This is a genomic window from Pseudomonas sp. LJDD11, from assembly GCF_024584215.1.
In the GTDB taxonomy this organism is placed as follows: domain Bacteria; phylum Pseudomonadota; class Gammaproteobacteria; order Pseudomonadales; family Pseudomonadaceae; genus Aquipseudomonas.
Map to the genome: position 1 here is coordinate 140,811 of NZ_JANJFL010000007.1, position 21,118 is coordinate 161,928.

Genomic DNA, 21,118 nt, shown 5'->3' on the forward strand with positions numbered 1-21,118 from the left:
CGGTATTTCGTTACAAAGACCCCATGGGCATGCATCTTGAAAACACCGTGCCGTCGGCGCCTAATGTCGTCTTCCTGGCTCATGGCTCAAGAGCAGCATGTAACGACTTCCAGCGCATTCACTCCCGCATCGGCAATGCCCGCCGCGACTACCTGCACAAGTGCTCCACCACGATCAGCCAAAACCACGCGATGGTGTGTATCGAGGACTTGCAGGTACGCAATATGTCCAGGTCGGCGGCAGGCACGGCCGAGGCACCGGGAAGAAACGTTCGGGCCAAATCTGGCCTGAACAGGGCCATCCTCGATCAGGGCTGGTTCGAGCTCCGCCGGCAACTGGACTACAAGCTGGCGTGGCGCGGCGGCTGGCTGATTGCCGTGCCGCCGCAGAATACCAGCCGCACGTGCCCTTGTTGCGGCCATGTGTCGGCGGCCAACCGCCAGACGCAAGCGCTGTTCAGGTGCGTGGGATGTGGTTTCGAAGGCAACGCCGATGTGGTTGGCGCGATCAATGTACTAAGGGCGGGACACGCCCGGTTAGCCTGTGAAGTGAGCGCAGAGGTCATGGCGCCAGCAGCAGGAACCCACCGAAGCGACTCGGGGGCGGCTCGATGCCGCGCCTGAGCGCCGTAGGAGTCTCCGGCCTTCAGGCCGGGGAGGATGTCAAAGACCGTTGAAAAACAAGCTGCCTGGTACCGATGAGTTAAAGCGACTTGGCATGCTCCCACGCTTGCTGATTTGAAATACTGTGGGAACGAGCCAGCTCGTGAATAGGCCAATCCCGACACACCCCCTGTAGCGCTTGGAAAACAGCCTTCACGACCCAGGTCGTTCCCACCTCGACCCTGATCTGAAATACGGCCGCTCCCACCCGGATCCTGCCTTGAAATACTGTGGGAGCAAGCTTGCTCGCGAAAAAGCCGGGTCAGGCGCTGGTGCTCTCACTGTTTTCAGGCTGCGTCTGGGTGCTGGTCTTCTTCTCCTGGACCACGATGTAGAACTCTTCGCCGTGCTTGACCGCGCCGTACAGCACGGCTTTTTCGATCAGCTCGGTGCCGCGCAGGTGGCGCAGCATCATCGGGTCTTTGCGCAAGTCGCGGTATAGCGCCACACACAGCAGGACCATGACAATCACGAACGGCAAGGCCACCACGATGGTCAGGTTCTGCAACCCGGTCAGTGCCTCGCCCGGATTACGCGGGTCACCGATGGCCAGCATGATCGCCGCCACCGTACCGGTCAGTGCGCCCCAGAAAATCACGGTTCTGCGCGACGGTTCGGTGGTGCCGTGCTCTGACAGCGTGCCCATCACCAGCGATGCAGCATCGGCGCCGGAGACAAAGAAAATCGCCACCAGAATCATCACCAGCACCGAGGTGGCCGAGGCCCACGGATAACTGTCGAGCAACTGATACAGCGCGGTGTTGCTATTGACCGCGCCCTCAATCAGGGTGAAGGAGCCGTCGCGCAGTGCATCGATACCGGCACCGCCGAAGATGGTGAACCACACCAGGCTGACCAGGCTCGGCACCAGCAACACCCCGCTGACGAACTGGCGAATGGTCCGGCCACGGCTGATGCGGGCAATGAACATGCCCACGAAGGGTGTCCAGGATATCCACCAGGCCCAGTAGAACACGGTCCAGCCGGCCAGCCAGCTGTCCATCTGCTGACCGCCGCTGGCACTGGTACGGGCCATCATTTCCGGCAGCAGCTTGATGTAGATGCCCAGCGAGGTCGGCAGCAGGTTGAGCATCAGCAGGGTCGGGCCGACGATAAACACAAACAGCGCCATGACCAGCGCCAGCACCATGTTGGTGTTGGACAGCCACTGGATCCCCTTGCCGATACCGGACACCGCCGAGGCGATGAAGGCGATGGTCAACAGGGTGATGATTGATACGTAGAACAGCTTGCCGGGATGCTCGATCCAGCCGTTGTACTCAAGGCCACCGGCGATCTGCAAGGCGCCCAGCCCCAGCGACGCGGCCGAGCCGAACAGCGTGGCGAAGATCGCCATCATGTCGATCAGCCGCCCCAGCGGGCCATTGGCATGGCGACCGATCAATGGCCGGAAGGCAGTGGAAATCAACTGCGAGCGGCCACGGCGAAAGGTGCCGTAGGCAATCACCAGGCCGATGATCGCGTACATTGCCCACGGGTGCAGGGTCCAGTGGAACAGCGTGGTCGCCATGGCCACCTGCATCGCCTCGCTGGACTGCGCCACCGCCGAACCCGGCGGCGGGTTGACGTAGTGCGACAGCGGCTCGGCAACCCCGAAGAACATCAGGCCGATGCCCATGCCGGCGCTGAACATCATCGCCACCCACGACACGGTGCGAAACTCCGGCGCTTCACCATCGCGGCCCAGCGGCACCTTGCCGTAACGGCTGGCCGCCAGCCACAACACGAAAATCACGAACAGCGTCGAGGTCAGCACGAAGAACCAGCCGAAGTGCACGATGACCCACGATTGCGCCGTGGAGGCACTGGCCGCCAGACTCGCCTGGTTGATAAAGCCCCAGGCGATGAACGCGATGGCCAGCACACTGGTGACACCAAACACGATCCAGTCGATGGTGCCTTCCAGATGCCGGTCACGGAAGGCCTCTTCGGTTTGCGAGGGATCGGTTACGCCGAGGGCCAGCGTATCCGGGTTGTATTCTTGTGCCATAAATGATGACGCCCCTGTGTGGGTTCCTGGACGCTGCAGGTTTTTTTGTTATTGGGGTCAGCAGCCTTGTGCCAAATCCTTGCGGGCGTAAAAGCCACTTGCATTCAGCGCGCATCGCGACGTCCGGGACCGACGTGTACGGGTTGCCGGAGGCGATTATGCGGCGCTGACGGACGCCGCCTGTTCCGATACCGGCGTGGGGCGTCCATTGAACGACCTGCTATTGATTAGTTATCAGGACGGCTTATCGAAGGGTATGGCGACAGGAGCCCCCAAGCGCCAGCATGAACACTGGTTGCAGCCAACAACGCATCCGAGGCCGATGCGTCTTAAGGGGGGCGGCCCCCCCAGGGGGCAGAAGGGACGTCAGTTTTTGAACTGCTCCAGCGCTGTCAGTAGCTCCCGGTTTTCCCCCCCCAGTAACTGAGTGGCCTGGGCAGCTCTGAGCAGCAGTTGCTGACGCGCAGCCTCCACTTTTTCCTTGCTGAAACGCTCGGCAGGCCCCGAGAGCGTCAAAGCGCCTTTGAACTCGTAATTCATGCCGAATACCGGCACCGAGACCGAGGCGGTATCAGGATCTCTCTCGCCATAGGAGGCCGCCCAAAATTGCTGTCGTACATCTGGAAGGCCGCGGTCAGCCGGCACACCGAAGGCCCTTAGAATCTTGCCGGAGGCACCTGCATGGAGCGGGAAACGATCACCTTCATGGATCGAGAATCTCACCGCACGTTTAGGCTCTACACGAAACAGAACAACACGGCTGTCGTGCTCAATGACATAAAAAGAAGAGGTCTCGCCGCTTTCTTCCGTCAAGGCTTCAAGCATCGGATGGATCGCATCGCGCAGACGGAAAGATGCCTGGTAAATCTGTGCCAGCCGCAACGGCTCAGGCCCGATCGTAAACTGGCCATCGGCCAGGCGACGGACATAACCTGCATGTTCCAGCGAACTCATAAGGCGCAGAATAGTGCTTTTGTACAAGCCGGTGCGCCGCGCGATTTCAGCCAGCGGCAAGCTGCTCTGACCAGGCTCGAATGCAGCCAGTATGCTGAAAGCGCGGTCAACCGCAGCCACGCCGCCTTCGGCATGGCCTTGGGATGACTCTTCGGTGGATGCTGAACTCTTGGGCATAGTCTTAGGGAGGTCGAGACTCGAGGATAGTTTGGCGTGAATCGGCCCGGCCTCTGCATTTAGCGCAAAGACCGGACAATACGACACTACCTTAACCGCTTATGACCATTGTCGACCAGCCTCAAGCCTGGCGCAGCCTCACCGTTACGGGTTCAGGCATCACGCATGAACAGACGCAAGGACAGCGCCATCAGCGCAGCGAAGAACAGAATGCAGCCCATCACCATCAGTCCGGTAGCGAAGGAATTCGTGTAGTCCTTCAGGAACCCCATCAGGTAAGGCCCCACGAAACCGCCAAACGCGCCGATGGAGTTGATCAGGGCAATGCCCCCGGCAGCCGCCTGGCCTGACAGAAAGCGTGCGGGCAAGGTGTAGAAAATGGTTTTTGCCGAGATGGTGCCCACCAACGCCAGGGTGATGCCGATCAACGCCGGAACCAGCGCATTCATATTGAGCGCAAACATCAGCGCCAGACCTGCCAAGATCAGGGCAATTATCAGGTTGAGAATGCCTTTGCCGGTACGGTCCACATGTTTGGCCCAAAACAGCAGGCCAATGGTCGAGAAGAAGTAGGGAATTGCTGCCACCCAGCCAATCATGCTGATTTCGACGCCTTGAGCCTTGAGCATCTGCGGCAGCCAGATGCCGATACCATAGGTACCGATGGTAAAACTGAAGGTGATCGAACTGAGAATCCAGACTCGCGGATCTTTCAGTGCCTTACGAAATGCATGCCCGGTTTGGGATGTGCGTTTTTCCTTTTCCAGCATGTCATTAAGCGCATTGCGTTCTTCCTGAGTCAGCCATTCGGCTTCATCCGGGCGATTGGCAAGTACTTTCAGGGTGATCAAACCTAATACACAGGCCGGCAGGCCTTCGATGATAAACATCCATTGCCAGCCCGCCAGCCCAAGGAAGCCGTGCATCTGGAGTAGCCAGATCGACAGCGGGCCACCCACCAGAAATGAAATGGGTGTGGCAACCGTGAACCAGGCCAGCACACGGGTACGGTACTGGGCCGGGAACCATAGCGTGAGGAAAAAGATCACTCCTGGAAAAAAACCTGCTTCGGCGACGCCAAGAATGAAGCGAATGACATAGAAGCTATAGGGCCCGACCACAAAAGCGGTGGCCGCAGCTGCCAGTCCCCAGGTGATCATGATGCGCGCCATCCACCGGCGCGCCCCGAAGCGATACATCGCCAGATTACTGGGCACCTCGCACAGGCAGTAACCGACGAACATGATTCCGGCACCGAGGCCGAACTGGGCAGCCGTAAGCCCTAGTTGATCGGTCATTTGCAATGCTGCATAGCCGACACTGGTGCGGTCCAGATAGTTGAAGAAATAGGCCAGCGCCAGCAACGGAATCAATCGCCACGCAGCCTTGTTCATCGCGCGTCGTTGCAGGTCGGTAACCGCATCAAATTTTGGCTTGGGCAGATCGCCGGCCGGGGTCGTGACGTCAGTCATGACAGTATCCTCGGTGTTGTTGTTATGAAGCCGCGGCGGGACCGGTCAGCGGCTTTTGCAGACAAGCGGCGTATCCGGGCAGCAACTCACCTGCTGCGCTCGTCCAGAAATCCGCGGGGCGTGATGGTTTGTCGCCGTCAGGTGCACTTGATGGTTCCAGCGGCCTCAAACCGGTCGATGGTGTCAGCGTCGTACCCCAATTCACTCAACAGCTCACGGGAATGACTTCCCAGGTCAGGCACCTCCAGCCGGGTGCCGAAACGCTGCCCATCCATTTCAAATGGCAGCATCGGTACGTTTACCGTTTCGCCATCGGCCAGGGTGAGCTGCGCCAGGCCTCCGGATTCATTGAGATGCCGGTCTTCGAACAAGTCTTCGGGACGCTGAATAGGCGAGAACGGCAAGCCTGCCTGCTCACACAGCGTCATGACGGCGGCTTTATCCATCGACGCTATACGGGCCCGCACGAGCGGCATGATCTGGTCACGCGCCTGGACCCGCTGGTTATTGCGGGCCAGCCCGGCATCATTGCTCCAATCAGGGAAGTCGAACGCTTGGCAAAAGGATACCCACTGGGTGTCGCTGACCACGCCGATGAAAACCTGCCCGTCCCGGGTTGCCGTTTCAAAGACATCGTAAATTGCCCAGGCCGAAATCCGGCTTGGCATCGGGGCCGCGGCAGCACCGGTGACGGCCTTCTGCATCATGTGCTGTCCCATCAGGAACGCCGAGTTTTCGAACAGCCCGGTCTGGACAAACTGGCCAAGCCCGGTCTGCTTGCGCTGCAGCAACGCAGCCAGGACCGACACGGCACTGAACATACCTCCCATGACGTCGTTGACCGATGCTCCTGCACGCAGCGGTCTGCCGACCGGACCTGTCATGTACGCCAGCCCTGTCATCATCTGCACCACTTCATCAAGTGCAGTGCGCTTCTCGTAAGGACCAGGCAGAAAGCCCTTCATCGAGCTGTAGATAATGTCAGGTTTGATCGCCTTGACCCCTTCGTATCCCAGCCCCAGCTTGTCCATGGCGCCGGGACGAAAGTTCTCGGTGACCACATCGGCAGTAGCCAGCAGCTTCTTCAGTGCAGCCATGCCTTGCTCGGACTTGATATCCACCGCAAAGCTTTTCTTGTTGCGGTTATAGGTCAACCAATAGCCTGCCCCCGAGCCCATCAGGCGCCGGGTGTTATCCCCTTCGGGAACCGGCTCGACCTTGATGACCTCGGCGCCCAGATCGGCCAGCAGCAGGCCGCAGGTTGGCCCCATCACCATATGCACGAATTCGACAACGCGGATACCGGCAAGCGGCAGATTCTTTTCTGCTGGCTGACTCATTGCGCGGCCCCCGCGTAGGTGAAATTCTTGCCCACACCCGCATCCGGAATGAATCCGTAGAGGGCTTCGCCAGGCAAGCCCTGCTCAAGCCATTGACGGGCAGCCACCAGCCGGTCGATATCAACGCCGGTACGCAGTCCCATGGACTCCAGCAGATACACCAGATCTTCGGTCACGATATTGCCGGAAGCACCGGGGGCATAAGGACAGCCGCCCAGGCCGCCTTGTGATGCATCAAAGGTCGTTACGCCAGCTTCGAGCGCAGCGACGACATTAGCCAGGCCCTGACCACGGGTGTTATGAAAATGAGCACTGCCCGCCAAGGCGCCAAGTTCGCGTTTCAAACGGGTAAAGACACGCCGTACCTGGGTCGGATTGGCATAGCCGACAGTGTCGGCCAACCCCACCTCATTGACTCCCAGTTCGGCCATTTTCACGGCCATTCGAATACTGTCGTCGTCGGTTACCACGCCTTGCAGGGTGCAACCGAATACGGTGGACAGCCCTGCTTCGATCTCAATGCCAGGAAACCGCTCATTGCGCAGCGTTACTACCGCTCGCACCTCTTCATAAACCTGCTCATGAGTCTTGCGGATGTTAGAAATCGAGTGCGGCTCACTGACCGAAATCGGCATGGTGATCTTGTGCACTCCCGAGTTGAAAGCGGCCTCGGCCCCTTTGAGGTTCGGTACCAGTGCCGTCACGAATAGCCCGGGCAGGGTCAGGGCATGGGCTACCACCCGGGCACAGTCAGCCATCTGCGGCAGCAGTCGGGGCGAGACAAACGAACCCACTTCAATCTCGCGCAGACCTGACTGCGCCAAGGCGGTCACCCACTGGAGTTTGAGTTCAGTAGGCATGGTTGCAGCCACGCTCTGCAGGCCGTCGCGCGGGCCTACTTCACTGATCAAAATGTCGATATCCGTCGCGTTTGTCACGGTGGTTCTCCTTGGCAGTTGGAGAGCCTGTCTGAACATTCATGCAATACGGCAGCCGATGCTGAAAGATTGTTATGTTTGTTCTATCAGGCAGAATTGAGTTCTGTTTTTAAATATTTCATCTAAATTCAACCCCTGTCAACCTGAAAACCGACAACCGGAATTTTTCAAAAAATTATGGAAAAAATCTATTTTCTCTAGGTAAAAGCGATTTATTTTGTTCGTTTGCAATGGTCAGGGCGGACTTGACAGAAAGAAAAAACAGATCGAAAGTGTTTCACCAAGAAAAATACAGTTCTATCAGACAGAACAAAAATTCTGGACAATAATAATCCCAGAGCGCCTTGAACTGACGTTTGCACAGAGCCTTGCCGTGCATGACAACGCAGCGCCCTGACCATCCCCGGAGAACCGCCATGAGCCTGTATTCCCCTCCCCAAGACCGGGCAACGGAAATCTTCAGCCAACTGCCAAAAGAGTTCTGGAAAGACGGTGACTCCGACTGGGTACGGGCCAACAAGCCAGGCCAGCCTGTAGCCAGTTTTCTGGAAGGGCCATCGTTCGATACCCATGGCAATCTCTATGTCACCGACATTCCTTACGGCAGGATTTTTCGCATATCCCCCGGCGGCGAATGGGAACTGGTAGTCGAGTACGACGGCTGGCCCAACGGGCTGAAAATCCATCGTGACGGGCGAATTTTTATTGCCGATTACAAGCGCGGCATCATGCTGCTGGACCCGGTCAGCAAACATATCGAGCCTTTTCTTACCCATCGCCGCAGCGAAGGCTTCAAGGGCGTCAATGATCTGTTCTTCGACCAGCAAGGGCTGCTGTATTTCACCGATCAGGGCCAGACCGGCATGCACGATCCAAGCGGCCGGGTGTTTCGCTATGACCTGGAAAACCATCGCCTGGACTGCCTGCTCGACAACGGTCCTAGCCCGAACGGGCTGGTCATGGACCTGCATGAGCAAGCCCTACTGGTAGCGATGACCCGCGGCAACGCGGTCTGGCGTTTGCCGCTCCAGCCCGACGGGGGCACCACCAAAGTGGGCGTTTTCACGGCCATGGCAGGTGGTGTCAGCGGCGCCGATGGCATGGCGCTGGACGAAGACGGCAACCTGTATGTCTGCGATGCAGGCAATGCCTGTGTCTGGGTCTTTGATCGTCATGCGATACCGCTTTACCGGATTCGCTCATGCACGCAAGGCCGGACCCTGACCAACTTGGCTTTCGGTGGTGAAGGCAACCGCAGCCTGTTCATCACCGACTCCTCGACCGGCCATATTCTCAAGGCACAGATGGAGCATTCGGGCAGACCGATGTTCTCGCATACCACTCGTTAGTTTGGACAATCGCTAGTGCGCCCGCGCACATGGCCCCCTTTCGCCCCTGAAAAACCGGTTGCTTTCCACATCACCCGAACAAGACAGATAAAAAAGAGGGACGCATGCTTACGTTTCTGAGCTACTCAATGATTGCTTGCTTCATGTACCTGATCATGAGCAAGCGGCTATCGCCACTGGTTGCGCTGATCCTGGTCCCCATCGCTTTCGCCTGCCTGGGCGGCTTTGCCACGCAGTTGGGGCCAATGATGTTCGATGGGGTAAAGATGCTTGCCCCTACCGGAATCATGCTGACCTTCGCCATCCTGTACTTCTGCATGATGACTGACGCCGGCCTGTTCAATCCGCTTATCAAGCTGATCCTGAGACTGGTCAAGGGCGACCCGCAGAAGATCGTCATGGGGACTGCGGTCCTGGGTATCTGCGTCGGTCTGGACGGCGACGGCGCGACGACCTATATCATCACCACAGCGGCCCTGCTGCCCCTTTACCGCCGCACCGGAATCAGCCTTCAGGTCATGGCAACCGTCCTGTTGCTCACCATCGGGGTCATGAACATCCTGCCATGGGCTGGACCATTCTCTCGTGCGGCCAGCGCCATGCACGTAGACATCACCGAGCTGTTCATCAAGATGCTGCCAGTCATGCTGGCCGGTCTGGCCTGGGTAATGCTGGCGGCTTTTTATCTGGGTCGCCGGGAACGTCGCCGCCTGGGCGTTATCGACATACGTCATGACGAGATCCTGGAGCAACTGACTGAGTTTCATCCAGGCAACTGGAAATTTCTGTTCAATGCAGCTCTGACCATCGGTCTGATTGCCCTGATGATGCTCAATGTCATGCCTCTGGCCCTGTTGTTCATGATCGCGCTGGGGCTTGGGCTGCTGGTAAATTATCCGAGTATCAAGGAGCAGAAAGTCGTACTCGGCAAACATGCCGACAATGTACTGGCCGTCACCCTGCTGATTTTTGCAGCAGGTATCTTCGTCGGCATCATGTCTGGCACCGGCATGGTAAAAGCCATTTCCGAGAGCCTGATTCATGTAATTCCACAGTCTGCCGGACACTTCATGTCCGTGTTTACTGCCTTAATCAGTATGCCGTTTACCTATGTATTGACCAATGACGCCTTTTACTTCGGCGTGCTGCCCATTCTTGCCGAGACGGCCAGCCACTACGGTATCGACGCCCAGGAAATGGCCATCGCAAGCCTTATAGGCCAGCCGGTACATCTGCTCAGCCCATTGGTGGCATCCACCTACCTGCTGTGTGGTCTGCTTGACCTGGACTATGGGGACAACCAGCGGGCATCGATTTTGTGGAGCATCGGCACCTGCATTGTCATGTTCATTGCTGCCGTGGTACTGGGTAGCATCACTGTTTTGAACTGAGCCGATACGACCGGCTCGCACCGAGCAATACACGGACAGCGCTTCAATGGTCCGTGATTGAAGCAGCCGGCTCTTGTGTGCAGCTGGAGCCGGCCGCGCCAAAAAATGTTACCTCCCTCTCGCCTCAACCTCTGCCCCTACGAACTAAAGCCATTGGCCACAGTCAGCGTATCAAGATGTTTCACTGCTCCGCTGACCTGCCGAGATCATCCACTTGAACGACCAGACCAAGAACCGTCGCAATGAGCTGTCGCTGGATGGGCTGAACTTCTTTCTCGCCGACGTGCGCGACGGATTGGGGCCGTATCTGGCGATTTACCTGCTGGCCGTGCACAACTGGGAGCCAGCCAGTATCGGTCTGGTGATGACCGTTGCCGCAGTGGCAGCGCTGCTGACCCAGGCACCGGCGGGCGCGTTGATCGACCGCACCACGGCCAAGCGTGCCGTGGTGGTGCTTGCCGCGCTGCTGGTGACCGGCAGTTGCCTGCTGCTGCCGTGGCTGACATCGTTCGGCCTGGTGGCGCTGACCCAGGCTGTCAGCGCCATCGCCGGCTCGGTGTTCGCCCCGGCCATCGCGGCGATCACCTTGGGCATCACCGGCCCGCGGGCCTTTACCCGCCGTACCGGGCGCAACGAGACCTTCAACCATGCCGGTAATGCCTGTGCCGCGCTGCTGGCCGGCGGCTTTGCCTGGCTGTTCGGCCCGGTGGCGGTGTTTTACCTGATGGCGGTGATGACGCTGGGCAGCATTGTCGCGGTCAGCCTGGTATCGGCCAAGGCCATTGACCATGATCTCGCGCGGGGCTTCACCCCGGAGTCGGCGGGCAGTCACGGCCAGCCGTCCGGGCTGCGGATCTTGCTCAGCAACCGGCCGCTGCTGTGGTTCGCGGTGTGTTGCGCACTGTTTCACCTGGCCAATGCGGCGATGCTGCCACTGGTCAGCCAGAAGCTGGCGCAGGTCAATCTGCAACTGGCCACCCCACTGACCTCAGCGTGCATCGTCGCCGCACAACTGGTCATGGTGCCCATGGCGCTGCTGGCCGGTGCCCGTGCCGACCAGTGGGGGCGCAAGCCACTGCTGATGGCCGGTTTTTTGATTCTGCCGCTGCGCGGTGCGCTGTACGTGGTCTCTGATGAACCATTCTGGCTGCTGGCGGTGCAGTTGCTCGATGGCATCGGTGCCGGGCTGTTTGGCGCGTTGTTTCCGGTGGTGGTCAAAGACCTGACCCAAGGCACCGGGCGTTTCAACGTCAGCCTGGGCGCCTTGTCAGCGGCATTCGGCCTGGGCGCGGCACTCAGCCCTGGCCTGGCCGGCCTGGTGGTCCAGGCGGCAGGCTACAATGCCGCGTTCCTGACCCTGGCGGCGATTGCCGGGGTAGCCTTTGTGCTGCTGTGGCTGACCGTGCCGGAAACCTCCACGCGCACTTCCAACAGCGCCGCGGCCCAGCCTGCCGCCACCCTCTGAGTACCTGCCATGCCTGCATTAGACCCGACGACGGGGATCTGGACCGTTGCCGCCCTCGCAACCGCCGCAGTGATCCTGCGCCCCTGGCGGGTGCCGGAATTTGTCTGGGCGCTCGGCGGCGCGGTGCTGTTGATTCTGCTCGGCTGGCTGCCGCTGCCTGCCGCGCTCAAAGCCGTGGCCGAAGGCGGCGATGTGTATCTGTTTCTGATCGGCATGATGGTCCTGGCGGAACTGGCCCGCCAGCAGGGGCTGTTCGACTGGCTGGCGATGTATGCGGTACAGCACGCCAAAGGCTCTGGCCAGCGGCTGTTCAACCTGGTGTTTCTGGTTGGCACGCTGGTTACGGTGTTTCTGTCCAACGATGCCACCGCCGTGGTCCTGACCCCGGCGGTGTACGCCGCCTGCCGCGCCGCCAAGGCCGAGCCGCTGCCTTATCTGTTCATTTGCGCGTTTATCGCCAACGCGGCCAGCTTCGTACTGCCGATTTCCAACCCGGCCAACCTGGTAGTGTTTGGCAGCCAGATGCCGCCACTGCTCGACTGGCTTCGGCAATTCAGCTTGCCGTCACTGGCCGCCATTGGCCTGACTTACCTGATGCTGCGCCTGGCCCAACGCAAACAGATTCGCCAGCCGCTGGCCACCTGCATCGACCTGCAGCCGCTGCCTGGCGGCGCGCGCCTGTGTGCGTTCGGCCTGGTCCTGACCGGCATCGTGCTGCTCAGTGCCTCGGCGCTGGACCGGCCACTGGGCCTGCCGACCTTTTGCGCGGGTCTGGCCACCGCCGGGCTGATCCACCTGCGTCAGCGGCGCAGCCCGCTGCCGGTGCTCAAGGGCGTGGCCTGGGGCGTGCTGCCACTGGTGGCCGGGCTGTTCATGCTGGTCGAAGCGGTGGCGCACACCGGCCTGACCCGGCACCTGGCCGACAGCCTTGCGGCGCTGGCGCAACACGGCGAAGCGCATGCTGGTTGGGTGGCTGGCATCGCTGCGGCACTGGCCGGCAATCTGATGAACAACCTGCCGGCCGGCTTGATCGCAGGCTCCATGGGCCAGATGGCCGAACTGCCCGGCAGCACGACCGCGGCGCTGTTGATCGGCATCGACCTGGGGCCGAACCTGTCGATCACCGGGTCACTGGCGACCTTGTTGTGGCTGGCAGCGATTCGCCGCGAGGGCGAGCATGTCGGGGCGTGGGGGTTTCTGAAGCTGGGCGTGCTGGTGATGCCGCCGGCGTTGGTCGGGGCGTTGACGGCGTTGTTGGTTTAAAAGGGGCGTTGACTTTATAGACCTCTTCACGAACGAGACAGATCGCCGCCCGCTCGTTCCCCCAGAGCCTGGCGGCGTCTAACCAAACAGTATCGAGACTAACGCTGCTTGCAGGCGTCCAACTGTGCTTGGTCCTCCAGCCAGGTTTCGATGCCAAGCCGGTAGAAGCAATAATCCCTGACCACATTGCGTTCGAGGGCGCTCAGCTTATCCAGCGGCTTATCATCCGCATCACTGGCGTACAGGTTGATGAACTCGGTTTGCCAGGTAGGTCGGTGCTTGATGAAAAATACCCGATGGTTATCTTCGGCCCAGAGGGTGTTGTAGTAGCCGATAAACAGGTGGGCGCCGATGAGTATTGTGGCGATGGCGATTAGTTTTTTCATACGTTGGGCGAGGCAAAGAGTGGCGTCTTTTGATTGATCATTTCAATTCTCGAGCAAAGAACGCCGTAGCCTTCTTCAGGGTGTCGTTATCCATTTTCAGCTCGCGTACTTGCTGTTCAAGCTCGCGGATGCGTTTGCGTTCGGCGGTGAGCGACTTAGCCGTCCCGGCACTGCCTGAATGCTCAGTTCCGTATTGCTGGACCCAGCGCCGCACGGCGGTTGCACCCACCTTCCGTTCACGACAAACCTGACTGACACTCATGCCTTGATCTTTGACCATCCTGGCTACTTCCAGCTTGAAGCCGGCATCGAAAGCTCTGCTCTTTTTGCTCATGGGGACTCCTCTTGAATAGTGATTTCAGCTACTGAGGTGTCCAGAGCCACTAGACCAATGCACCTGATCATCAGCCTCGATCACGATTCCAGTGCACATTTCCTGCTCGCCCAGACGAATGAAAAATTCCTTGAACATGTGTATCTCTCCTTGAAATGGCTGAACGAGTACAAGCATGAGAAGAAAGACTGACATCCTGACCAGCGTACTGCTGAACGTTGATTGAGAAACGGGCTACATACTCGTAGGCAGCGTCGGTGGCCATCACCTGTTGCACTGTTTCCAGCCCGGCTAATCTGCGCAGCGCTCACTGCAAAATCAGTGAGTCGGGTTTGGCGACCTGAATTTCTAACCCCCAGCGACTTCCCCATAACGTTGCAGGTATCATCCTGCCCGTTAGTCCGTTATGGCTGTTGTACGTGGGAGACCTTCTGGTCTGCCGGGGTTGGGGTGTGACCTGGTTCGCCAACCCGCGTACAACTGCCACCCTTATCGTTTGGCGACGGTCCGTGGCAGTTTCACTCCCCGAGGAAACGCTTATGACTGCTATTAACCCAAACAATCCCTGTACCGAACACTTCGAAGCCATTCCCTTCATCCGTCACCACCGCCAGTTGCGCACCACCCTGAGCGACGGTCAGGCGTGGTTCTGCCTGAGCGATCTTGCCCGCCTGATGGGCTGGCGCCTCGACGAACGCTCCACGCTGAAACTCGACCCCGACCAGCGCCGCACGGCCTGGCTGGAAACCTTCGGCGACTTCGAACGCTGCACGCTGGTCAGCGAGTCCGGCGTCTTCGCCCTGCTGGTCCACCACTACGTGCCGGAAAACCGCACCCTGCGCCGTTGGCTGACCCACGAAGTGCTACCGGAACTGCACCGGCGTCATGACCGGTTCATCGAGTTGCCGAGCGTGAACAGCCTGGACTGGCTGGGCAATTCGTTGCAGTTGCTGCACTGGCGTAATGAAAGCTGGGTGCGCTGGAAGGACATGCCGGGGGTGCTGGTGGAGATGCCTGAGCGCAGATCCCGGAGCTTGTGGCGGCGTGTGCTGCGCTGGGTCCAAGGCTAGGGCTCGCCAGCCCTTCAATCAGACCTTGAAACTAAGGTTACACAGATCGATAAACACGCGCAGCTTAGGCTGGTTTCTGGCCGTTTTCGAGAAGTACAGGAACAGCCCGTCGCTGCCGGGTGAGCAAAGCACCGCTGTTTGAAAACCGGGTGGTGGTCGATGGGCGACTGATTACCGGCCAGAATCCGGCTTCGGCGACGGCGCTGGGTGAGGCCGTGGTCAAGGCGTTGCAAGCCAGAGCCAAGTGAGGACAAACCATCGCCGGGGCTGGCGCTTCTAGGCTCTACCCGGCTTACGCCCCCGCGGGCTGACCTTGGCCGGCACACTATTGCCGTAGGTCTGCCACCAGATGGTCAAAGCCTCCATGGTCGGCCCCAATGCCCGCGCTTTGTCGGTCATCGCGTACTCCACCCGTGGCGGGACTTCGGCATACACCGTGCGGGTGATCAATCCGTCGTTTTCCAGCTCGCGAAGTTGCGCAGTCAGCATGTGCTGGGTGATGCCGCCAATGGCCTTGCGCAATTCGCCAAAACGATAAATACGCTCGTTCAACAGCCACATGATTTCCAGTTTCCACTTGCCGGAAAGCAGCGCAAAGGCGCGGCGCATTTCTTCGTGCATGTTGATGGCCGGGGCCTCAATAGTCTGGTTTTCCATACTAGGCATCACTATTTCATCCTACTTGTGGATATTCATCTTAGCCGACATTGTTGATTAAAGACTCTGTTGAATACCGCGAGGAACACCATGTTTGAACTGTCTCTGTATTGGCTCAGTACGTTGTTGCTGGCACTGCTGTATCTGCTTTCGGCCACTCTGTATGTCGTGCGCCGCGACTGGGCGCGCCAGGGGCTGGTGGAGCTTGGCTACCCGGACCATCTGATGAACGTTCTCACCGCCGTGAAGTTGCTGGCGGTGATTGCGATTCTGTCGCGCGTCAGTGTGGCGCTGAGTGATCTGGCGTATGCCGGGGTGCTCTACCACCTGCTGTTATCGGCGCAGGCTTACTTCGGCGTGCGCAATCCTCGGGGTGCGCTGCCGGCGTTGATCGGCCTGGTACTGCTGGCGGTTTCCTTTACCACCCAGAACAGCGCACGCGAAATCCCCTCGCCTTACCTGCCGGCCACAGCGGCCTATTCCCAGCCTTCACACTGAACGGAGAACTTGCCATGTCACGTCTTGACGGAAAAGTAGCGATTGTTACCGGTGCCGGTCGCGGTATTGGTCGGGCCACAGCCCTGTTGTTTGCCGCCGAAGGTGCCCGCGTCGCGGTGCTATCACGCACAGCGGAAAATGTGCAGCAGGTGGTCGCGCAGATTCAGGCCGCAGGCGGCAAGGCGCACGGCGTGGTGTGCGACCTGGCAGAGCCAGAACAGATCACTGCAGCGATCGCGCAAGTGGTCAGTATCTACGGGCAGATTGATATTCTGGTCAACAACGCTTTCGACCCGGCGCAGGTGTCTGCTTCGGTGCTTGAGCTGTCAGCGGAGCAACTGCAACGCAATTTCGAGCTGGGACCGGTGGCTTACCTGCGCACCATGCAGGCTTGCTATCCCTGGCTCAAAGCCAGTGGCGCAGGTCGGGTCATCAACTTTGCCTCACTGGCCGGGGTGGTCGGCCTGCCGGGCTATGCGCCGTACAACATGGCCAAGGAAGCGGTGCGCGCCCTGACCCGCTCGGCGGCGCGTGAGTGGGGGGCCGACGCGATTACCGTCAACAACGTGCTGCCAGTGGCTGAAACCTGGGGCGATGCCGTGGTACCACCACCCAGCAATGTACTGGGCCGCTATGGCTCACCGGAACACGACATCGCACCGGTGGTGCTGTTTCTGGCCAGCAAGGATGCCCAGTACCTCACCGGCTACAGCCTGACGCCCGATGGCGGGCAGATCATCGACAGCGCGCGCTAGCCTACGCGCCCTGCCGCGCCACGGTTGGTAATGCAGCACCGCCAGCACGTTGAGGTCGCCGTTTATCTGTCTGAGCACTACCATGAGCCAACCGGTCCGCAGGACGCAAAAGCGCTATAAGGAAAGCCATGCCCTACCGCACCCAGCTTCACCACAACGGCTACGCCCTGCTGCGCCAGGCCATCCCCGGCCAATGGCTGGCGCAGTTGCGTCACACCTTCGACAGTGGCTTGCGCCCTTCAGACCTGTGGCCTGTGCCACGCGGCGCTGACTGGCGGCATTCGATGCTCGATGACGATGCGCAAGTCCAGGCGCTGTGCCGGTTGCCACAGTTGCTGGCGGTGGTGGGCGAGTTGCTTGGCGAACGGTTCTTTCTGACTCAGGTCGAGGGTCGCGAGCCGGTTGCCGGGGGCGGTCATCAGCGCTTGCACCGCGACCTTTCAGCGCAGCGGCCGGGGGATACAGTGAGCGTGCTGGCCTATCTGGATGACTATGGCCCGGACAACGGCGCCACCCGCATTGTGCCTGCCAGCCATCGACCCGTACCGCAGGCGCCGCCGTTCGATTTCACCGATGAGTCAGGCGCCATACAGTTGAGCGGCTCGGCGGGGGACATGCTGGTGTTCGATGTCGACCTGGTCCACGCGGGCAGCCTGAACCACAACGGTGCCCGGCGGCGGACGCTGTTGATTGGCTATGCGGTAGAACAGTTGCGCGACGCGTACGCGCAGACCGCGAGCCTGCGCAATGTGCGCATGGACACCGGCGAGAGTTTTGCACCTGCGGATTTTGCCCTGCCGCGCACCTGATATCATGCCGGCCTGCCCACGCCGAGTAGCAACCATGAATCGCCAGAAAAAGATCAAGCAGCTGTTGAAGGCCCATGCCAAAAAGGCCAGTGCCAAGCTGGCACCGAAAAAGAAATGCACTTACGTCAGCAAGGCTGATCGCTTGAAACTGGCGGCTGAGGCTCAAGCCGATGTGCTGACGCCGGTGTCTGCGCCAGACTGAAGGCCCTGCCCTGATCAAGCATCCAACTGATGCTGCTCCAGCAAAAAGTCGACAAATACCCGAACCCGCGCCGGCATCGCCTGACCGCCGACGAACACGGCATGAATCGGCTCGACGTCGCCGGGGTTGTAGGCATCGAGCAATGGCACCAGTTCACCGCGCTTGAGGTCTTCAGCCACGCTGAAGGTGCCGATCCGGGCAATGCCGGCACCGACTCTGGCCAGTTGCGCCAGCGCCTCACCACTGCTGCATTCAATGTTGCCGGTGATCTTCAGGGCAAACGGCTGCCCGTCACGCACAAATGGCCAATCGGGTTCGGCCCGGCGAAAGTTGAAGCGCAGGCAGTTGTGTTGCAGTAAATTTTCCGGTGCTGTCGGGGTGCCGTGGCGTTGCAGGTAATCGGGGGATGCGACCACCACCTGACCGGTTTCGCCAATTCTTCGAGCGGTCAGCGGGCTGTCGGGCAAGTTGCCGAAACGTATCGCCACATCCGCCTCACCGGCGAGGATATCGACCACTTCATCGCCCAGAGTCAGGTCGACGACGATCTGTGGATAGCGCGCACTGAACGCTGCCACCAGCGGCACGATGGCCAACCGGCCGTGCCCCAGGGCGGCGCTGACCCGCAAGCGGCCCTTCGGTACGCCCTGGGCGGCGATCGCTTCTTCGACCTCGGACATATCGGCCAGAATCCGCCGGGCACCGCGCAGGTAGGCTTCGCCTTCGCAGGTCAGGGTCATCGCCCGGGTGGTGCGCAACAGCAAGCGGGTGCCGATGCGCTGCTCGGTACGGGCAATAATGCGGCTCACCGCTGAGGGCGTCAGCCCCAGGGTGCGTGCGGCTGCCGACAGGCTGCCTTCTTGTGCCACGGTGGCGAACACCTGCATTTCACCGGACCGGCCATTGACGTCCATTTGTGCCCCTCACGCAAAGGTGTTTGAACTCAAAGCGCTCTAGCGCACTTTGAAGGTGGATCGTAGCATTTAGCGCACAGATCCAGGAGCCTTCTCATGCGTATCAATCCCCCTCTTATCGCCCTCGCCATGGGTGCCTTTGGCATCGGCGTCACCGAGTTCGCCCCCATGGGCATGTTGCCTGGCATCGCGACCGACCTGGGTGTGTCGATTCCGGCCGCCGGCCTGCTGGTCAGTGCCTACGCGCTCGGCGTGCTGATCGGCGCGCCGCTGATGACCCTGACCACCGGCAGGATCCCGCGTCGCTACCTGTTGATCGGCCTGATGGCGATCTTCACCTTGGGCAACCTGATGTCGGCGCTGGCCAGCGACTACCAGAGCCTGCTCATCGCCCGGGTGGTGACCTCCCTGAACCACGGCGCGTTCTTCGGCGTTGGCTCGATTGTCGCGGCCAGTGTGGTGCCGCCAGACAAACGTGCCGGGGCGGTTGCTGCGATGTTCATGGGCCTGACCCTGGCGACCATTGGCGGCGTGCCGCTGGCCAGTTGGTTTGGTGAATTGCTCGGCTGGCGCACCGCGTTCTGGGGCATTGCCGGCCTCGGTGTGCTGGCGATGGCGGCGCTGTGGTTCGCCCTGCCGGATCTGCCGCTGGCCAAAAGTGACGGCGTGCTGGCCGAGATCCGCGTGCTGGGCCGCGCGCCGGTGCTGGCCGCACTGGCCCTGACCGTCATCGGTTCGGGGGCGATGTTCACCGTGTTCACCTACATCGCGCCGATCCTGCACAGCGAAACCCAGGCCTCGACCACCTTTATCACGGCCATGCTGGTGCTGTTCGGGGTGGGTCTGACGCTGGGCAATATCTGGGGCGGCAAGGCTGCTGACCGCTCAGTAGACCGCACGCTGATCGTGTCACTGAGTGTGCTGATCGCCATCTTGCTGGCCTTCACCGTGTTGATGCGCTGGCCGCTGCCGGCGGCGGTCGCCATTCTGATCTGGGGCGCCGCCAGCTTTGCGCTGGTGCCACCGTTGCAGATGCGCGTGATGGAAGCTGCCAAAGACGCGCCGAACCTTGCCTCGGCCGTAAACATCGGCGCGTTCAACCTCGGCAATGCCATCGGCGCCGCGTTGGGGGGTGCAGTGATCAATGCCGGGCTGGGTTATCCGGCGATTTCCCTGGCCGGTGCGGTGATGGCCGCGCTGGGGCTGCTGATGGTGCTGGTTCTGGCCTGGCGCTCCAGATCCGCTGCGGCGGCGCAGCATGAGGCGAACGCGGCTTGAGCGCCTTAGTCATGCTCCAAAGCATAACGCCGACAATGCGCCAGATAGCCCATTTCATGCGCGCCGACCAGTTGCACCACGCTGCTCCATAACCATGACGGCGCATCCAGGCTGCGGGTACGGTTGCTTTGCAGCACGTCCATCCACTCCAGCCGGGTGGCGAGGTCCATCTGCCGGGCATGCGCCTGGCCGACCACCCGCGCCAGGTAACCGGCCGCCTCCATGGCCTGGCGCGAATCAAGTTGATCCAGTTCCAGTTTGAGGTCTTGGGGCAGCAGTTCACGGATGAAAAACGAATGCTCCAGCAACCGCACCGCCAGCATCCGGTTACCCAGCCCCGGTGATAACTGCCGGGCACCCTCGACCACCCGTTTGCCGTTATCACGCGGCATCCCGACCCGGGCGGCACGCGGCGCAGCGGCCGCTACGGCTTGCTTGATGTCCAGCAGGCAATAGTCCACGCCATCACCGTCGTCCACACTCAGCAGCACCGCATAACGGCGCAGCCCCAACGAGCTGCAACCCTTGACCCAATAGGCGCAGTCGAGCAGTTCAACTTCACTGGCATGGCTGCGGCCTTTAAGTGAGGTGACCAAGGCGTGGATTTCAGGGGTCACGCACAGCAGCTCAATGGCTTGACGCTCGGCTTTGCTGAGTTTCCAGAAATGCTTGCCCAATGGCAGGGTCAAGCGCGCGCCCTCGATGCGCTCTTTGGCCAGATGCTTCCAGGTACGCTGCACGGCGCTGCGCATACCGGCCTTGACCTGCGCCGGGCGTGGCGGCTCGCGCTCCAGGCTGGTTTCAAAGGCCAGTTCGTAGCCACGGACCATTTCTTCGAGCATCCGCGCGGTGGTCACCCCCGGCAGGTCGGAGCCACGTGCGGCGGTGGCAAGCGACAGTGCCAGACGCACCAGGTCATGCACAGGGTTGCCGACCACGGCCTGGTCCAGGTCGCGGATATGCACATCGATGCCACCCTTCAGATCACCAGTCGGCCCCAGATTACCGGCATGGCAATCCCCGCAGATCCATACCGCCGGGCCGCTGGGCAGACGCCGCCCCGGCTGGCTATGCAGCCACTCGTAAAAATGCACGGTGCTGCCCCGCACGAAGGCATGGGCAGAGCGGGCCATTTTCAGGTTACGCAGTTGATTGAGGTGCGGCAGACGATCAGCGGGTCTGGGTGTTTTCAT

At 60.4% G+C, this 21,118-nt stretch carries 22 protein-coding genes; 12 read left to right on the forward strand and 10 right to left on the reverse strand.

Going from position 1 to position 21,118, the window contains the following annotated elements; genetic code table 11:
- Positions 1-29: 29 nt before the first annotated feature.
- On the forward strand, positions 30-623 hold the full coding sequence (locus tag NRB16_RS11130) for an RNA-guided endonuclease InsQ/TnpB family protein (RefSeq protein WP_373568453.1): 594 nt from the start codon (positions 30-32) through the stop codon (positions 621-623).
- Between the two features lie 301 nt (positions 624-924).
- Here NRB16_RS11130 and NRB16_RS11135 read toward each other — a convergent pair whose 3' ends face one another.
- From NRB16_RS11135 to NRB16_RS11155, 5 genes are all read right to left on the reverse strand, one after another.
- The gene (locus tag NRB16_RS11135; protein ID WP_257106157.1) at positions 925-2,673 is read right to left on the reverse strand and encodes a BCCT family transporter; all 1,749 of its coding nucleotides are present in this window, start codon (positions 2,671-2,673) and stop codon (positions 925-927) included.
- Positions 2,674-3,039: 366 nt separating this feature from the next.
- Complete coding sequence (locus NRB16_RS11140; RefSeq protein WP_257106158.1) at positions 3,040-3,804, reverse strand: IclR family transcriptional regulator; 765 nt, start codon at positions 3,802-3,804, stop codon at positions 3,040-3,042.
- Between the two features lie 152 nt (positions 3,805-3,956).
- A complete protein-coding gene (locus NRB16_RS11145; RefSeq protein WP_257106159.1) occupies positions 3,957-5,276 on the reverse strand; it encodes an MFS transporter in 1,320 nt (439 codons plus the stop codon).
- 137 nt (positions 5,277-5,413) lie between these two features.
- The gene (locus tag NRB16_RS11150; protein WP_257106160.1) at positions 5,414-6,616 is read right to left on the reverse strand and encodes a CaiB/BaiF CoA-transferase family protein; all 1,203 of its coding nucleotides are present in this window, start codon (positions 6,614-6,616) and stop codon (positions 5,414-5,416) included.
- On the reverse strand, positions 6,613-7,554 hold the full coding sequence (locus NRB16_RS11155; RefSeq protein WP_257106161.1) for a hydroxymethylglutaryl-CoA lyase: 942 nt from the start codon (positions 7,552-7,554) through the stop codon (positions 6,613-6,615). The genes NRB16_RS11150 and NRB16_RS11155 overlap by 4 nt, the downstream gene beginning before the upstream one ends.
- A gap of 416 nt (positions 7,555-7,970) precedes the next feature.
- On the opposite strand from NRB16_RS11155, the gene NRB16_RS11160 reads away from it, so the two are divergent.
- The 4 genes from NRB16_RS11160 to NRB16_RS11175 all read left to right on the forward strand — a co-directional run bounded on the left by NRB16_RS11160 (position 7,971) and on the right by NRB16_RS11175 (position 13,022).
- Positions 7,971-8,903 (forward strand): SMP-30/gluconolactonase/LRE family protein, encoded by a 933-nt coding sequence (locus NRB16_RS11160; protein ID WP_257106162.1) that lies wholly within the window; start codon positions 7,971-7,973, stop codon positions 8,901-8,903.
- Positions 8,904-9,007: 104 nt separating this feature from the next.
- Entirely contained in the window at positions 9,008-10,294 is a 1,287-nt protein-coding gene (locus NRB16_RS11165; protein ID WP_257106163.1) for a CitMHS family transporter, read from the forward strand.
- A gap of 214 nt (positions 10,295-10,508) precedes the next feature.
- Complete coding sequence (locus NRB16_RS11170; RefSeq protein ID WP_045481736.1) at positions 10,509-11,759, forward strand: MFS transporter; 1,251 nt, start codon at positions 10,509-10,511, stop codon at positions 11,757-11,759.
- A 9-nt stretch (positions 11,760-11,768) separates the two neighbouring features.
- Positions 11,769-13,022 (forward strand): arsenic transporter, encoded by a 1,254-nt coding sequence (locus NRB16_RS11175; protein ID WP_257106164.1) that lies wholly within the window; start codon positions 11,769-11,771, stop codon positions 13,020-13,022.
- A gap of 98 nt (positions 13,023-13,120) precedes the next feature.
- Here NRB16_RS11175 and NRB16_RS11180 read toward each other — a convergent pair whose 3' ends face one another.
- Together NRB16_RS11180 and NRB16_RS11185 are read right to left on the reverse strand one after the other, a co-directional pair.
- Positions 13,121-13,408, reverse strand: coding sequence for a hypothetical protein (locus tag NRB16_RS11180; RefSeq protein ID WP_257106165.1), 288 nt, complete (start codon positions 13,406-13,408; stop codon positions 13,121-13,123).
- A 37-nt stretch (positions 13,409-13,445) separates the two neighbouring features.
- Positions 13,446-13,742, reverse strand: a complete 297-nt coding sequence (locus NRB16_RS11185; RefSeq protein ID WP_257106166.1) for a transposase — start codon at positions 13,740-13,742, stop codon at positions 13,446-13,448.
- Positions 13,743-14,281: 539 nt separating this feature from the next.
- Here NRB16_RS11185 and NRB16_RS11190 point away from each other — a divergent pair.
- Both NRB16_RS11190 and NRB16_RS11195 read left to right on the forward strand, forming a co-directional pair.
- Entirely contained in the window at positions 14,282-14,812 is a 531-nt protein-coding gene (locus NRB16_RS11190) for a Bro-N domain-containing protein (protein ID WP_257106167.1), read from the forward strand.
- A 119-nt stretch (positions 14,813-14,931) separates the two neighbouring features.
- A complete protein-coding gene (locus tag NRB16_RS11195; RefSeq protein WP_257106168.1) occupies positions 14,932-15,060 on the forward strand; it encodes a hypothetical protein in 129 nt (42 codons plus the stop codon).
- A 28-nt stretch (positions 15,061-15,088) separates the two neighbouring features.
- Here NRB16_RS11195 and NRB16_RS11200 read toward each other — a convergent pair whose 3' ends face one another.
- A complete protein-coding gene (locus NRB16_RS11200; protein WP_373568454.1) occupies positions 15,089-15,478 on the reverse strand; it encodes a winged helix-turn-helix transcriptional regulator in 390 nt (129 codons plus the stop codon).
- A gap of 81 nt (positions 15,479-15,559) precedes the next feature.
- Here NRB16_RS11200 and NRB16_RS11205 point away from each other — a divergent pair, with 81 nt between their 5' ends.
- The 4 genes from NRB16_RS11205 to NRB16_RS11220 all read left to right on the forward strand — a co-directional run bounded on the left by NRB16_RS11205 (position 15,560) and on the right by NRB16_RS11220 (position 17,733).
- A complete protein-coding gene (locus tag NRB16_RS11205) occupies positions 15,560-15,967 on the forward strand; it encodes a DoxX family protein (RefSeq protein ID WP_257106169.1) in 408 nt (135 codons plus the stop codon).
- Between the two features lie 14 nt (positions 15,968-15,981).
- Complete coding sequence (locus NRB16_RS11210; RefSeq protein ID WP_253141178.1) at positions 15,982-16,722, forward strand: SDR family NAD(P)-dependent oxidoreductase; 741 nt, start codon at positions 15,982-15,984, stop codon at positions 16,720-16,722.
- A gap of 128 nt (positions 16,723-16,850) precedes the next feature.
- Positions 16,851-17,531, forward strand: coding sequence for a phytanoyl-CoA dioxygenase family protein (locus NRB16_RS11215; protein WP_257106170.1), 681 nt, complete (start codon positions 16,851-16,853; stop codon positions 17,529-17,531).
- A 34-nt stretch (positions 17,532-17,565) separates the two neighbouring features.
- Complete coding sequence (locus NRB16_RS11220) at positions 17,566-17,733, forward strand: DUF2986 domain-containing protein (protein ID WP_253141176.1); 168 nt, start codon at positions 17,566-17,568, stop codon at positions 17,731-17,733.
- Between the two features lie 14 nt (positions 17,734-17,747).
- Here the strand turns inward: NRB16_RS11220 and NRB16_RS11225 are convergent, their stop codons facing one another.
- Complete coding sequence (locus NRB16_RS11225) at positions 17,748-18,647, reverse strand: LysR family transcriptional regulator (RefSeq protein ID WP_257106171.1); 900 nt, start codon at positions 18,645-18,647, stop codon at positions 17,748-17,750.
- A gap of 96 nt (positions 18,648-18,743) precedes the next feature.
- On the opposite strand from NRB16_RS11225, the gene NRB16_RS11230 reads away from it, so the two are divergent.
- A complete protein-coding gene (locus NRB16_RS11230) occupies positions 18,744-19,925 on the forward strand; it encodes an MFS transporter (RefSeq protein WP_257106172.1) in 1,182 nt (393 codons plus the stop codon).
- Between the two features lie 5 nt (positions 19,926-19,930).
- On the opposite strand, the gene NRB16_RS11235 is transcribed toward NRB16_RS11230, so the two are convergent.
- Entirely contained in the window at positions 19,931-21,118 is a 1,188-nt protein-coding gene (locus NRB16_RS11235) for a DUF2252 family protein (protein ID WP_045481764.1), read from the reverse strand.

Excerpts from the sequence above, each read along its gene's own strand:
- NRB16_RS11185 (WP_257106166.1), bottom strand. The coding sequence starts at position 13,742 with ATGAGCAAAAAGAGCAGAGCTTTCGATGCCGGCTTCAAGCTGGAAGTA.
- NRB16_RS11135 (WP_257106157.1), bottom strand. The coding sequence starts at position 2,673 with ATGGCACAAGAATACAACCCGGATACGCTGGCCCTCGGCGTAACCGAT.
- NRB16_RS11190 (WP_257106167.1), top strand. The coding sequence starts at position 14,282 with ATGACTGCTATTAACCCAAACAATCCCTGTACCGAACACTTCGAAGCC.
- NRB16_RS11145 (WP_257106159.1), bottom strand. The coding sequence starts at position 5,276 with ATGACTGACGTCACGACCCCGGCCGGCGATCTGCCCAAGCCAAAATTT.
- NRB16_RS11160 (WP_257106162.1), top strand. The coding sequence starts at position 7,971 with ATGAGCCTGTATTCCCCTCCCCAAGACCGGGCAACGGAAATCTTCAGC.
- NRB16_RS11200 (WP_373568454.1), bottom strand. The coding sequence starts at position 15,478 with ATGCCTAGTATGGAAAACCAGACTATTGAGGCCCCGGCCATCAACATG.
- NRB16_RS11235 (WP_045481764.1), bottom strand. The coding sequence starts at position 21,118 with ATGAAAACACCCAGACCCGCTGATCGTCTGCCGCACCTCAATCAACTG.
- NRB16_RS11205 (WP_257106169.1), top strand. The coding sequence starts at position 15,560 with ATGTTTGAACTGTCTCTGTATTGGCTCAGTACGTTGTTGCTGGCACTG.
- NRB16_RS11210 (WP_253141178.1), top strand. The coding sequence starts at position 15,982 with ATGTCACGTCTTGACGGAAAAGTAGCGATTGTTACCGGTGCCGGTCGC.
- NRB16_RS11230 (WP_257106172.1), top strand. The coding sequence starts at position 18,744 with ATGCGTATCAATCCCCCTCTTATCGCCCTCGCCATGGGTGCCTTTGGC.
- NRB16_RS11220 (WP_253141176.1), top strand. The coding sequence starts at position 17,566 with ATGAATCGCCAGAAAAAGATCAAGCAGCTGTTGAAGGCCCATGCCAAA.
- NRB16_RS11165 (WP_257106163.1), top strand. The coding sequence starts at position 9,008 with ATGCTTACGTTTCTGAGCTACTCAATGATTGCTTGCTTCATGTACCTG.
- NRB16_RS11150 (WP_257106160.1), bottom strand. The coding sequence starts at position 6,616 with ATGAGTCAGCCAGCAGAAAAGAATCTGCCGCTTGCCGGTATCCGCGTT.
- NRB16_RS11225 (WP_257106171.1), bottom strand. The coding sequence starts at position 18,647 with ATGGACGTCAATGGCCGGTCCGGTGAAATGCAGGTGTTCGCCACCGTG.
- NRB16_RS11215 (WP_257106170.1), top strand. The coding sequence starts at position 16,851 with ATGCCCTACCGCACCCAGCTTCACCACAACGGCTACGCCCTGCTGCGC.
- NRB16_RS11140 (WP_257106158.1), bottom strand. The coding sequence starts at position 3,804 with ATGCCCAAGAGTTCAGCATCCACCGAAGAGTCATCCCAAGGCCATGCC.
- NRB16_RS11180 (WP_257106165.1), bottom strand. The coding sequence starts at position 13,408 with ATGAAAAAACTAATCGCCATCGCCACAATACTCATCGGCGCCCACCTG.
- NRB16_RS11130 (WP_373568453.1), top strand. The coding sequence starts at position 30 with ATGCATCTTGAAAACACCGTGCCGTCGGCGCCTAATGTCGTCTTCCTG.
- NRB16_RS11175 (WP_257106164.1), top strand. The coding sequence starts at position 11,769 with ATGCCTGCATTAGACCCGACGACGGGGATCTGGACCGTTGCCGCCCTC.